General features: G+C 59.6%; 11 protein-coding genes. 8 read left to right on the forward strand and 3 right to left on the reverse strand.

Annotation, left to right across the window (positions count from 1 at the left end; all coding sequences use genetic code 11):
* Window positions 1–89: 89 nt before the first annotated feature.
* On the reverse strand, window positions 90–638 hold the full coding sequence (locus ASE49_RS06500) for a hypothetical protein (protein WP_156370162.1): 549 nt from the start codon (window positions 636–638) through the stop codon (window positions 90–92).
* Between the two features lie 47 nt (window positions 639–685).
* Here ASE49_RS06500 and ASE49_RS06505 point away from each other — a divergent pair, with 47 nt between their 5' ends.
* Window positions 686–1,333 carry a hypothetical protein gene (locus tag ASE49_RS06505; protein ID WP_056769565.1) on the forward strand — a complete coding sequence of 216 codons (648 nt, stop codon included), beginning with the start codon at window positions 686–688 and terminating at the stop codon, window positions 1,331–1,333.
* A gap of 831 nt (window positions 1,334–2,164) precedes the next feature.
* On the opposite strand, the gene ASE49_RS06510 is transcribed toward ASE49_RS06505, so the two are convergent.
* Window positions 2,165–2,737: a hypothetical protein gene (locus tag ASE49_RS06510; protein ID WP_056769567.1), complete on the reverse strand. Its 573-nt coding sequence runs from the start codon at window positions 2,735–2,737 to the stop codon at window positions 2,165–2,167.
* 69 nt (window positions 2,738–2,806) lie between these two features.
* On the opposite strand from ASE49_RS06510, the gene ASE49_RS06515 reads away from it, so the two are divergent.
* From ASE49_RS06515 to ASE49_RS06535, 5 genes are all read left to right on the forward strand, one after another.
* The gene (locus ASE49_RS06515; protein WP_268778244.1) at window positions 2,807–4,675 is read left to right on the forward strand and encodes a type I restriction-modification system subunit M; all 1,869 of its coding nucleotides are present in this window, start codon (window positions 2,807–2,809) and stop codon (window positions 4,673–4,675) included.
* 71 nt (window positions 4,676–4,746) lie between these two features.
* Window positions 4,747–6,591: a restriction endonuclease subunit S gene (locus ASE49_RS06520; protein WP_268778243.1), complete on the forward strand. Its 1,845-nt coding sequence runs from the start codon at window positions 4,747–4,749 to the stop codon at window positions 6,589–6,591.
* Window positions 6,588–7,520 carry a GIY-YIG nuclease family protein gene (locus tag ASE49_RS06525; protein WP_056769571.1) on the forward strand — a complete coding sequence of 311 codons (933 nt, stop codon included), beginning with the start codon at window positions 6,588–6,590 and terminating at the stop codon, window positions 7,518–7,520. The genes ASE49_RS06520 and ASE49_RS06525 overlap by 4 nt, the downstream gene beginning before the upstream one ends.
* Window positions 7,520–8,605: a DUF4268 domain-containing protein gene (locus tag ASE49_RS06530; RefSeq protein WP_056769573.1), complete on the forward strand. Its 1,086-nt coding sequence runs from the start codon at window positions 7,520–7,522 to the stop codon at window positions 8,603–8,605. Before ASE49_RS06525 ends, ASE49_RS06530 begins: the two co-directional genes overlap by 1 nt.
* Before the next feature lie 4 nt (window positions 8,606–8,609).
* Window positions 8,610–11,732, forward strand: coding sequence for a type I restriction endonuclease subunit R (locus tag ASE49_RS06535; protein ID WP_056769575.1), 3,123 nt, complete (start codon window positions 8,610–8,612; stop codon window positions 11,730–11,732).
* Window positions 11,733–12,198: 466 nt separating this feature from the next.
* On the opposite strand, the gene ASE49_RS06545 is transcribed toward ASE49_RS06535, so the two are convergent.
* Complete coding sequence (locus tag ASE49_RS06545; RefSeq protein ID WP_056769578.1) at window positions 12,199–12,405, reverse strand: hypothetical protein; 207 nt, start codon at window positions 12,403–12,405, stop codon at window positions 12,199–12,201.
* A gap of 103 nt (window positions 12,406–12,508) precedes the next feature.
* On the opposite strand from ASE49_RS06545, the gene ASE49_RS06550 reads away from it, so the two are divergent.
* Both ASE49_RS06550 and ASE49_RS06555 read left to right on the forward strand, forming a co-directional pair.
* Window positions 12,509–12,790 (forward strand): hypothetical protein, encoded by a 282-nt coding sequence (locus ASE49_RS06550; protein ID WP_056769580.1) that lies wholly within the window; start codon window positions 12,509–12,511, stop codon window positions 12,788–12,790.
* A 48-nt stretch (window positions 12,791–12,838) separates the two neighbouring features.
* The gene (locus tag ASE49_RS06555; protein ID WP_156370164.1) at window positions 12,839–13,024 is read left to right on the forward strand and encodes a hypothetical protein; all 186 of its coding nucleotides are present in this window, start codon (window positions 12,839–12,841) and stop codon (window positions 13,022–13,024) included.
* Window positions 13,025–13,152 lie beyond the last annotated feature (128 nt).

The following is a 13,152-nucleotide window of genomic DNA, read 5'->3' on the forward strand; positions in this document are numbered from 1 at the left end:
CAATGAGGCCGGGACAGTTAGTGAGGCGGATCGGCGCGAGCATGCCGATATTTAGGATGAAGCAGGCCAGTGCTACGGATAGCAGCGGCTCACTGGGGATCGGTGTCAAAAGGATCGGCGTCTGCCTTTATAATCCGATCGCGCCAAGTTGGCTTCCAGCCCGCCCTGATCGCCTTTTGCATCTCCGTCCATTTCTCGGGATCAATGGCTACACTGGCGGCCTCAATACCACCCGATGCTTCGATTCGACCCATTCGTATTGCTTCCCAGTCGGCCTTGTTTTCTGGCAGCGAATCATTGGGGTCGAAGGTTTCGACCATGCGCTTCACTTCCGACCGGCTGACATCCTTTCCGCGCTCGGATTTCCACCCGCGCTGAGTGAGATACTTCATCAGCTTGGCGATCGGTGGTCGCCCTCGATGATCCTCCGTTCTGAGATGAACGATGTAGGAGGCTGCGTCGAGAAACCAGCCCATTTGCCGCATCCGACCATTCTTACCGGCGCTATCCCGGCTCGCCACCTGACCATCATAGCGCTCCTGCTCAGTCAGTTCGTGCTTCGGCCTTCGTCCCATAGTCCACCAAATGTTCGCACCACAGCGCCATCCGCCGACCTCAACTAAAACTATGAGCGTCAACGAGGTGGCCACCCCTTGGCAAGTCACTGAACCAAGGGAGTTTCCCAATGAAGATCATCAATATCGACCCAATCGTCAACATGGTCCTGAATCCCCTCACACACGAAGACGCCGCCGTGGCAGGTTTCCGGGTCATGCACCACGAGGCGGCGCAGTATGGCGGCCTCGAAAACATGCTGAGCCGGTCAAAGTCCCTGCTCAGCACGATCGCGCGGCTCAACACCGAGATCGAGGGGCTCAAAGCTCAAGTCAGCAGCGCACAGCGAGCACTGGCAGCATCGGAGAAGGCGCGCCGCAATATCACGGCTGAGGAGGCCCTCAAGGCCGAACGCGCCGTGAAGCAGCGGATCACCGAAACCGTCGAGGCGATGATCAGCGGGGCCAGTCAGTTGATCACTGCCGAAGCGCCCAAGACCACACGCTCGACTCCGCAAAAGGTCGTGCGGCGGATGGCAGCCAGCGCTCCTCGTCGGCGGTCACCGAAACTGCGGCGGGGCGAAACCACCGACAACATCGTGCTCAGCTTGCTGACGAACCGGTGGAAGTGCATCAGCACCCTGTTCCGCGAGGCGCAGGACTGTGGGTTCACTGGCACCGAGAACGCAATCCGCTTCGCTGCGCTCCGTCTCGCTCAGGCTGAAAACGCCATCGAAGGGCGGGATTCAGAGCGTCGCATCGCCTACTGTCGGCCCTGATCGATCTGCATCTAAATACCACGGGCGTCCCGGAGTTGGCGAAATGGCTCCGGGGCGTCTCGCCCAAAATCAATTAATGCGCTCGGCACCCGCGCTATGATAAATAAAGATGAACATTTCGCAGGGTGGCCGGAGACGGTCAAATGAGTGGCCCGCTCACAAACTGCCCCGGACTTGGCCCGCTCCCTCATTGAAAGCGATAAGGCCGCTCGACGGGAGTTGAAGAACGATCGGATCACAGCCCGATCGCCGGTTGAAGCGAACAACGGTCGTCGCGGGGTGCGAAGTCAAACACAGCCCCAGCACAAGACGGGGAGCCATGTCGTTAGCTGACAACTCCCCGGATTGAGCGGGCGCGGTGTTCAACGGCGTGCGTCCCTCAATCGCTTATCCTCACCGATATAACCGTCGAAGGTGATCCCCGAAGTCAGTTTGACTCTGCCGGGGAGCGCACCTTGATAGGCGCTGGCGCATGCAGGGTCCGGGCGACCACCTGCTGGGTATAAAACCCCGAAGCCGCGACGCACAGTTTCTAACAACCGCAGGTTGATGAACCCCCTATCCCCCGCATCTGGGCAGCTTCGCTCTCAATGAGCGTGGGTATCTGTCGATGCCCTTTGTGTAAGTCTGCTCAGGTGCGGGGGAAATAAAGATGTATCATCCTACCGAGGTTGATGATCGATATTGCTGTTGCTCCTTCGTCATTGAATCCGCTGCGCTCGTTGATTGGCGCATGAGGAACGAATGCGCGGATCAGCGTGATGCAGCAGCAGAGCGCGTATGCGCTCGGCTCTCAACGAAACCATGAACATTGCGCGCAGGCGATAGCCGTCAGTCACCGAGCCGGATCATCGGTAAGGCCAGCAGCCGCACCGCCATACTGATCGCAAAGGTCGCATCACGGCGCAGGTGCTCCTCACCGGACACGCGCTGATCAATGACACGGCGCGACAGATTCGACGGGTCGTCAATAAGACGGTGATGCGACAGCGGGTTCCGCATCTCCATCAGCCGTTCGAGATCATTCGCATCCCGCTGGCTGATCATATCGCGCGCAAGACACCGCTTGAGCGTCATTCGGAAGTCGATCTTCGGCGGGATCGGTTCGCCGTCGAGGCCCATCGTCAGCATCGCGGCGAGCATCTGCTCTGCCAACGCCTGCGACAGCAGCACGGTCGCGACGAAGTTGCCATGCACGAAGCTACTGCGCGCCTCGACCCAAGCCGCATAGGCGATCTCGCCACCGGGGATCATTGAGCGCCTCGATCCGATCGCGCTAACCGAGTCCTCAAGCTGGCGGAACCGGCTCACCTTCCCGTGCAGATCATCGTGCATCTCAGCCAGCAGCAGGCGCGCGAAGTCGAGGTCATGGAGATCAGATATCAGGTCAGGCTGCTCAGCCATGTCGCCTCATCGGGATTGAATTTGTCAGAAACCGGTATCGCATATCTTGCTGTCCTCCCCTTAGCAAAAATGCTAATCTGGCCCGGACGCCGGGGGTATTTTGTGAATCATCAAGCACTTGCATCGTTCATCTGGTCTGTGGCGGACCTGCTGAGGGGGGACTACAAACAATCCGAATATGGCCGGGTGATCCTGCCGTTCACTGTGCTGCGCCGTCTTGATTGCGTGCTTGACCCCACCAAAGCGGCGGTTCTCACTGAACTTGAGGCGAAGACGGCGCTGGACCTGAACCCCGAGCCCTTCCTCCTTCGCACAGCAAAGCAGGGCTTCTACAACACCGATCCGCTCGACCTCGGCAAGCTGATGGGCGATCAGGACAACATCCGCGCCAACCTTGTCCGATATGTCGAGGGCTTCTCCCCGGCCGTGCGCGACATCTTCGAGCAGTTCGAGTTTCATGCCCAGATCGACCGGCTCGCCAAAACCGGGCTGCTCTATCAGGTCATTGAACGCTTTGCCCGCATCGACCTCCATCCGGACAGGGTGGACAACGCCGCGATGGGCCTCGCCTTTGAGGAACTGATCCGCAAGTTCGCTGAAATCTCAAACGAGACAGCCGGTGAGCACTTCACCCCGCGCGAGGTGATCCGCCTCATGGTCAACCTGCTGTTCGTTGAGGACGACGATGCGCTGACCAAGCCGGGGATCGTTCGCACCATCTATGATCCGACAGCGGGCACGGGCGGCATGCTGTCGATCGCGGGCGAGTATCTCACTGAGCACAACCCGCAGGGTCACCTGACCATGTTCGGTCAGGAACTTAACCCTGAATCCTATGCGATCTGCAAGGCCGACATGCTCATCAAAGGGCAGGCGATCGAGAACATCGCCCCCGGCAACACCCTCTCGGATGACGGACATCACGGTCGCACCTTCGACTACATGCTGTCGAACCCGCCGTTCGGCGTCGAGTGGAAGAAGGTCGAGAAGCAGGTCCGCGCCGAGCATGTGCAGAAGGGCTATGACGGGCGCTTCGGTCCCGGCCTGCCGCGCGTGTCGGACGGATCGCTGCTGTTCCTGATGCACCTGCTGTCGAAGATGCGCCCGCTCAATGAGGGGGGCTGTCGCTTTGGGATCGTGCTCAACGGCTCGCCCCTATTCACGGGCGGCGCAGGCAGCGGCGAGAGCGAAATTCGCCGCTATGTGTTGGAGAACGACCTCGTTGAGGCGATCGTCGCACTGCCGACTGACATGTTCTACAATACCGGCATCAGCACCTATGCCTGGATCATCAGCAACCGAAAGCCAGAGGCTCGCCGGGGCAAGGTCCAGTTGATCGACGCCTCCTCCATGTGGCGCAAGATGCGCAAATCCTTGGGGTCGAAGCGCAAGGAGATGTCCGACGACCATATCGACACCGTGACCAAGCTGTTTGGTGGGTTCACTGAGGCGCGGCTCGCCACCAGCATCGATGCCGAGGGCAAGGAAGTCGGTCGCACAGTCGTGATTGCAGGTGAGCCGGAGCCCTCAGCGCCCGAGGGCGGCAAGGTGAAGCTTGCGCCGCTGTCGCGCATCTTCCCGAACAGCGCCTTCGGCTATCGCACAATCACCGTCGAACGCCCTCAGCGGGACGAGACGGGCAAGGTCGTTGTCGGCCAGCGCGGCAAGGCCAAGGGTAAACCACAGGCGGACAGCGCGCTGCGCGACACCGAAAATGTGCCGCTCAGTGAGGAGGTCGAGACTTACTTCGCGCGGGAAGTGCTGCCGCACGCCGATGATGCATGGATCGATGCCGACAAGACCAAGGTCGGCTACGAAATCCCGTTCACGCGGCACTTCTATGTCTTTGAGCCCCCGCGTCCTCTTGTTGAGATCGACGCCGATCTTGAGGCTGTCACAGACCGGATCAAGGGCTTGCTGGAAGGGCTCGCTGCGTGAGCTTTCCCGCATATTCGTCTTATCGGGACAGCGGCGTTGAATGGCTAGGGGCAGTCCCATGTCATTGGAAAGTGACTGGATTGAAGCGCGCCTATTCGATCGCGGGTGGCTCCACACCCAAGTCAGATGTTGAGGAATTTTGGGATGGCGACATCCCATGGATCACCCCGGGCGATCTTAGCAAGCTGCGCACGAAGTTCATCTCGCAAACAGCGAGAATGATCACCGACAGCGGACTGGCCTCTTGCGCTGCTTCGCTGAGCCCAGCCGGTAGTATCGTCGTTTCAACACGCGCACCTATAGGTTCGCTTGCCGTCACCAGAGTTAAGGCCAGCACAAACCAAGGCTGCAAGACGCTAATCCCGACAAACGAAACGAACGCCGTTTTTGGTTTCTACACTCTTTCGATTGCTACCGAGCAGTTGAATGTGCGCGGGAGGGGATCGACCTTTCTTGAGATTTCAGCGGATGATCTCGGAGCTTTCGCAGTGCCGTTTCCGCCGCTGGATGAGCAGGTCGCCATCGTTGCCTTCCTCGATCGCGAAACCGCGAAGATCGACGCGCTCATTGAGGAGCAGCGGCGCTTGATCACACTGCTCAAAGAGAAACGGCAATCGGTCATTTCTCACGCCGTTACAAACGGTTTGAATGCGCAACGAGTATCGAGAACAAGCGGGATTGAGTGGCTTGGCGCGGTGCCAGAGCACTGGGAGCTAAAGCGCGCCAAATTTCTTTTCAAAAAATCCGCGTTACCGCCACCAGAGGATGGAGAGGTCGTCACTTGCTTTCGAGATGGTCAGGTGACGCTGCGTGCAAATCGACGCGAGGATGGATTTACCTTCGCGGTCCTAGAAGTCGGCTATCAGGGTATTGAGAACGGTCAACTGGTCCTCCATTCTATGGATGCGTTCGCCGGTGCCATTGGGGTCTCCGACTCTCGGGGCAAGTGTTCGCCCGAGTATCTTGTATGCGATCCCACTTCAGCCGAAATTGAACCAGCATACTATGGACTACTGCTTCGCTTGATGGCGCTGCGCGGATTCATTCTGGCTGCTTGTCCATCGGTTCGCGAGCGGGCTCCGCGCATTAGATTTCCAAGTTTCGGCAACCTTCTCCTGCCGGTGCCTCCGCATCACGAGCAGAAGGCAATTGTTCAAATGGTCGCGGAGAGCAACGCGAAATTAGACGAGTTTCAGTTTGTGGCGGAAAAGGCGATCGGCATCCTCCAAGAGCGTCGTTCAGCAGTCATCTCCGCAGCGGTTACTGGCAAGATTGATGTTCGTCAGTCGGCAACGATTCTACCGTTCCCGATAGATCGCGTGCGGGCTCGCCGCTTTGTTGCGGCCGAGATCATTGAGCGGTTGGCGCATCAGCCCACCTTTGGGCGCACCAAGCTACAGAAAGTCGCCTACCTCGCCGAAGCTCACGCCAACATCACCGAACTCGCCGGTTGCTACATCCGCATGCCCTTCGGCCCTCTCGACCAACCTATGATGGATGAGATTGAAGCGAACGGCGGTGACGATGGTATTGTCATAGATGACAAGCGCGATGGGAGCATGGTCCGCTATCGCACCACGGGCACGAAGGGAGGGCATACCGCTGACCTACGCAAGTGGCTCGGTGAGGAACGCTTCACCAAGCTCGATCACCTCATTAAGGTGCTGTCCGGTCTCAAGACACATTCTGCTGAGGCTATCGCCACCCTTTACGCGGTCTGGAACGACGCGCTGATTGAGGGAAGATCGCTCACTGACGAGCAGATTTTCTCTGCGTTTTTTAGCTGGCACCCCAAAAAGGGTGAAAACTTCCGCGCCGACGAGCTTCCGCATTGGCTCGACTGGATGCGTCGGCACGGGATCGTTCCTACCGGCTCGGGCTCCAAAACCATGAGCCAGATAGGGACATTGCTATGAGCCCAGCAGTCGGTCGATCCTTGGAGCTTTATTACATCGACGGTCGGCCCGATGGCATGGTCACCGCTGAGCTATTCAACTGGACGGGACATGTGCTGATGTTCCCGCGCACGCAATTGAGCGCGGCGCTGGCACGCGGTGAGTCCAGTTACGCGGGCATCTACCTACTTCTCGGCGATCAGGATGGCGAACCCTTCGCCTATATTGGTGAGGGCGAGGATATCGGCGCACGCATCCGGCAGCATGATGTGCGCAAGGAATGGTGGACCAGCGCGGTGCTGGTCACCGCGTCGGCGAACAAGCTCAACAAGGCGCATGTCCGCTACCTTGAAGCGCGCCTGATCAGCTACGCCAAGGCGATCGGCCACACCCCGCTCGACAACCTGACCGCGCCGGTGCTGCCAATACTCAGTGAGGCGGACATCGCGAAGATGGAGGCGTTCCTTGAAAACCTGCTGATCGTGCTCCCCGCCGTGCGCGTCGATATGTTCATCCAGCGCACCCGGTCGGCGCGGCCTGCGACATCCACCACGCCGGTGCGGACGATTGCGGACCCACAGGAGGTCGCCGGTGGCGGAACGCGCTTCGTGCTCGAATCGCGCAAGCACGGCCTGCGCGCCTCAGCCATGCTCACTGACGGTGAGTTCGTCGTTGAGGCCGGATCGATGAGCAGGCTCGAATGGACTGGCCTCGACCACCATACCTACGCCTCGCTCTATGCAGAACTTCGCCGGTCGGGTGTCCTCACTGAGCAGGGCGCGAACTGCGTGTTCACGCAGGACTATGCCTTCCGCAGCCCCAGCGCCGCAGCGGCGGTGGTGAACGGCAGAGCCTCGAACGGCCAGATTGACTGGCGCACCGCTGATGGTGGCCTGACCTACAAGGACTGGGAAGCGCGTCAGGTCGCCGCCCCGGAGGGAACAGCCTGATGCCGGTTTACGAGGTCAATGAGGGGAAGCTGACCGCTGCGAACCCAACGCGCTTCTATGTCGAGGGGCTGCGTGAGCGTCAGGACATTCAGCGCATGCTGCGCGATCAGATTGCGGTGCTGGGTGAAGACCTGCTGGTCCTGTCCGACGAGTATGGCGGGTGGATCGATAGCAACCGGCGCATCGATCTTCTCTGTCTCGATGCTGAGGCCAACCTCGTGGTGGTTGAACTCAAGCGCGATGATGCGGGCCACATGGAGCTTCAGGCGATCCGCTACGCGGCGATGATCGCGCGCATGACTTTCGCTGAGGCGGTCGATGCCCATACGCAATATCTGCGGCGCTGCGGCCAGAGCGGTGAGGATGCCGAAGCCAAGCTGCTCGCCTACCTTAACTGGCAAGAGGCCGAGCAGGAGGAGTTCGGCGGCAGCGTCCGCATCATCCTCGCCTCAGCAGCGTTCAGCAAGGAACTGACGACGACGGTGCTGTGGCTCCGTGAGCAGGGTCTCGACATCAGTTGCATCCGGCTCAGTCCATACAAGCTCGGCGACGGACGATTGCTGCTGGATGTGCAGCCGATCATCCCCCTGCCCGAAGCCACGCAGTTTCAGACGCAGATCGGGCTCAAGCGGCAGGCTGAGCAGAAGGCGAAGGTCGAGCGCCACGAGGTTCGATACGAGTTCTGGCAGGGCCTGCTCGCGCTTGCGGCTGAGAAGACACCGCTACATGCGGGACGCAGCCCATCGAAGGATAACTGGATTTCAGCCTCAGCAGGGCTGGCAGGTTTCACCTTCGTCTACACGATCCGCCAGCGCGATTCTCAGGTCCATCTGTGGATCGACGATAATCAGGCGTTCTTCCTCAAGCTCGAAGCGGATCGCGCCCTCATTGAGGGTGAGTTCGGCGGCGATCTGATCTGGAAACGCGAAGAGGGCCAGCGCGGCACATTGATCGGCGCGCTGGTCGAGGGCGGCTATCGTTCCGATCGTGAGGATTGGCCCAAGGTGCAGCAGGCTCTCGTCGATGCGATGCTGCGACTTGAGCGGTTGCTGAAGCCCCGCCTCAATCAGTTGAAGCAGGGGTGAGGCGTTGAGCATTCATAAGGAAATCCGTTTTGAGGACGAAATCTGCGCCCACCTCGCTGAGCATGGCTGGCTCTACGAATCCGGCAGCGCCACGCTTTACGACCGCAAGCGGGCACTGTTTGCGCCCGATCTCGTCGCATGGGCGCAGGAAACACAGCCGAAGGTCTGGGATTCGCTGAGCCGCAGCCACGGAGCGGGTGCTGAGGCGGCACTGCTCGACCGCGTGCGCAAGCAGATCGACGATCGCGGCACGCTGGATGTCATTCGCCACGGTGTCGAGATGGTCGGCGTGCGGAGCATGATCTCGCTGGCCCAGTTCAAGCCTGCCATGGGCATGAACCCCGACATCATCGCCGCTTATCAGGCCAACCGCCTCCGCGTCGTGCGCCAGCTTCGCTACTCAATAGCGAACGAGAACTGCTTCGATCTGGCGCTGTTCCTCAATGGCGTGCCGGTCGCGACCGTTGAGTTGAAGACCGATTTTACCCAGTCGATCACTGACGCCATCGATCAGTATCGGTTCGACCGCCTGCCCCGTCCAAAGGGCGGCAACGCTGAGCCGTTGTTGGCCTTCCCCAGCGGGGCGCTTGTCCACTTCGCCGTGAGCAACAGCGAAGTGCATATGACCACCAAGCTTGCAGGACCGACCACCCGGTTCCTGCCCTTCAATAAAGGCGATGAGGGTGGCGCGGGCAATCCGCTCAATGAATATGGGCACCGCACGGCGTATCTGTGGGAGAAAATTTGGGAGCGGGAAAGCTGGCTTGAAATCATCGGCCGCTATCTCGTCGCTCAGCGCGATACGAAGCGCGCGATCAGCGGCATCATCTTCCCTCGATATCACCAGCTTGACGCCACTCGGAAGCTTCGCGCGGCCGTTCGCACCGAGGGCGCTGGCGGCAAATATTTGATCCAGCACTCGGCAGGCAGCGGCAAGACCAACTCGATCGCGTGGGCCGCGCACTTCCTTGCCGATCTACACACAGACGCCGACGAGAAGCTGTTCTCGACTATCATCGTCGTGTCGGATCGCAATGTCATCGACGCCCAGCTTCAGGATGCGCTGTTCGGATTCGAACGGACGACCGGCGTGGTGGCGACGATCCGCAGTGAAGGCGGTGCCAAGAGCGGTCAGCTTGCCGAGGCGCTGGCGCAGGGCAAGAAGATCATCGTCTGCACCATCCAGACCTTCCCCTTCGCGCTTGAGGCCGTTCGCGACCTCGCTGCCACACAGGGCAAGCGGTTCGCCGTCATTGCCGATGAGGCGCATAGCTCGCAGACTGGCGAGGCGGCAAAAAAGCTCAAGCAGCTTCTCTCCCCAGAGGAAATCGCTGAGCTTCAGGACGGTGGTGAGGCCAGCGCCGAGGACATCCTGACCGCACAGATGGCGGCGCGCGCTGGCGACAGTGGCGTCACCTATGTGGCATTCACGGCTACCCCGAAAGGCAAAACGCTCGAACTGTTTGGGCGTAAGCCGGAACCCGATCAGCCGTCCGGCCCCGGCAATCTGCCGTCCGCTTTCCATGTCTACTCAATGAGACAGGCGATCGAGGAAGGCTTCATCCTCGATGTGCTGAAGAACTACACGCCCTATCGCCTTGCCTTCCGCCTCGCCAATGACGGGCAGGAGTGGGATGACCGCGAAGTCGAGCGCAGCACGGCACTCAAAGGTATAATGCGCTGGGTGAGGCTGCACCCCTACAATATTGCGCAGAAGGTTCAGATCGTCGTTGAGCACTTCCGCGAGAATGTGCAGCCGCTGCTCGATGGCAAGGCCAAAGCAATGGTGGTGCTCGGGAGTCGCGTCGAAGCTGTGCGCTGGAAAGTGGCGATCGATGGTTACATCAAGTCGCAGGGCTATGGCCTCGGCACATTGGTGGCTTTCTCCGGTGAAGTGAACGATCCTGATTCTAGCCACGAGCCGCTCACTGAGGGCAGCGCCACCCTCAATCCGGGGCTGAAGGGGCGGGACATCCGCGATGCGTTTGCGGGTTCGGATTTCCACCTGCTGCTGGTCGCCAATAAGTTTCAGACTGGGTTCGATCAGCCGCTGCTGTGCGGCATGTATGTCGATCGGCGGCTCGCAGGCATTCAGGCGGTGCAGACCCTTTCGCGCCTCAACCGCGCGCATCCGGGCAAAGACACCACCTATGTTCTCGATTTCGTGAACTCGTCAGAGGAAGTCCTCGCTGCCTTCCGCACCTATTATGACACCGCTGAGCTTGAGGGCGTCACTGACCCGAACCTCGTCCTCGACCTCAAGGGCAAGCTGGATGCCAGCGGCCACTATGATGAGTTCGAGGTCGAACGCGTCGCTACGGTCGAGATGAATCCCCGCGCCAAGCAGGGTGATCTCATTGCCGCCATTGAGCCGGTCGCTGACCGGTTGCTCAAGCGCTACAAGGCTGCGCAGGAACGCCTGAGCAACGCTCGCGAGCGTGATGACCATGATGGCGCATCAGACGCGCAGGACGAGATCAATGCGCTTGTCCTGTTCAAAAACGACATGGCGGCATACCAGCGCGCCTACAGCTTTCTGTCCCAGATATTCGACTATGGCAGCAGCACGATCGAGAAGCGCTTCGTATTCTACAAACGCCTGACGCCGCTGTTGGAGTTTGGCCGTGAGCGAGAGGGCGTGGACCTCTCGAAGGTCGTGCTGACGCACCATAGCCTCAGGGACGAGGGGCAGCGTCGCCTTGATGTATCAGGGCGCGATGAAAGCAAGCTCAAGCCGATGACGGAGGTCGGCTCCGGCTCAGTGCAGGATAAGGAGAAGGCGCTGCTCGCCGAGATCATTGAGCGCGTGAACGACCTGTTCGGCGCTGATACCACTGATGGCGACCAACTGAGCTATGTCACCACCCTGCGCGACAAGATGCTCGAATCCGATGCACTGGTGACGCAGGCCGCGAACAACACCGAGGCTCAGTTCGCCAACTCGCCAACGCTCAAGGACGAATTGATGAACGCGATTATCGAGGCGTTCGAGGCGCATTCCTCAATGAGTAAGCAGGCTCTCGATTCGCAGAAGGTGCGGGACGGCCTGAAAGAGGTGCTGCTCGGCCCCGCCCAGCTTTACGGGGCGCTTCGCGCGCGGGCCGGTGAGGGGCGGGCTCAAGCGTGAGGCTGATGTCGATCTGCATGCCTTCTACTGCCTCTCGGATCATCTGATCAAGATCGCCGGAGTCTTCAGCATCGACGGGCAGCGGGTCCATCATGTGGATGGGCTCCTTCTGATGCCCCCAATAGCCCCAACCAGTGTCAACGCTGAGCCCGCTCTCATTGAACTCGGCGCTGATACCGGCACAATTGAGAACATAACCAAGCGGCGCGATGTTGCGAGCCAACCGCCACAATGCGCCACGCAATGACTGTTCGTGTTCACCGGTAATCTGTTCGCCGTCATTGAGCGCGAGCCGCACGAAATGACCGGCGAAGACCCGTGTGCGACCCGTTTCCACAATTCCGATCTCGAATTGTGCGAGCGAACCGTGAGGTCCGTTCTGGACCTCACATTCACCTGATTGCCGCACCTCATAATGTCGCCAAGCCATCCAAATCTCCTAACCCTACTATTTAGGCGGCGCGGATCAGCGGTCCTGTGGCTTCGCGGCCTCCTGTTCGCGGCGATCGAGGGCGTCCTCAATGAGTTCGCGGACGAAGTCGCCCTGTCGGGTCTCACCGCGTAGCTCATCGATGCGCGCCTTCGTCCCCGCTCGCGCACGGAAATGGATTGCCTCATCGAAGAGCTTTGGCTTCGTCACCCTTCGAGAGATAGCGGTATCGCTTTCTTTCATCCAGCCCTGCGTTGTCCGTCTTTCATTGACGATATAACCGGTATCGCTTATGGATAAGCGGTATCGGTTAAGAGTTCAAGCTGGGGCAAGATTGAGGCCGTCGATGGAGTTCTTCACCGCACCGCAGATCATCGTCCGTGAGACCGCCGCGACCAACGACCTCCTCGGCTCATTGCAGGCGATCTCAGTGGGCGACGGCGAAGACTCTATCGGACTCGGCTTCTGGCTGCGCAAACAGGGGATGCGTATCACCGTCACGACCCAGCGCTACAACACAGCAGGCGAAGTGTTCGGCGGCTTTCCTGAAAGTCTCATCCTCATGGACGCGATCGTAGAGTTCTCCAGCGTAGAGGACGCAAACCGCTTTGTCGCGCAGTGGTCGTAAGTCTCAGATGGCGCAGGTAATTTGGAAATCTTGATCAAGGAGGAAGCTATGCGTGCCAACATTCGCGACGCTCGTGGCAACCTAATCGGCTACACCGAAGAACTTCAGGGCAATGTAAAGCTACGCGATCATCGCGGTAACCTGCTGGGCTCATACAATACGGCCGAGAACAAGACTCGCGACGCCAAGGGAAATTTGGTCGGCACCGGCAAGCAGCTTATGCGCTTACTATAATGCCCGAATATATTAGCAATGCGCGGTCGACCCCAGTGAGCCGCTGCTATCCGTAGCACTGGCCTGCTTCATCCTAAATATCGGCATGCTCGCGCCGATCCGCCTCACTAACTGTCCCGGCCTCATTG

The sequence above is a fragment of the Novosphingobium sp. Leaf2 genome (assembly GCF_001421325.1).
GTDB lineage: Bacteria > Pseudomonadota > Alphaproteobacteria > Sphingomonadales > Sphingomonadaceae > Novosphingobium.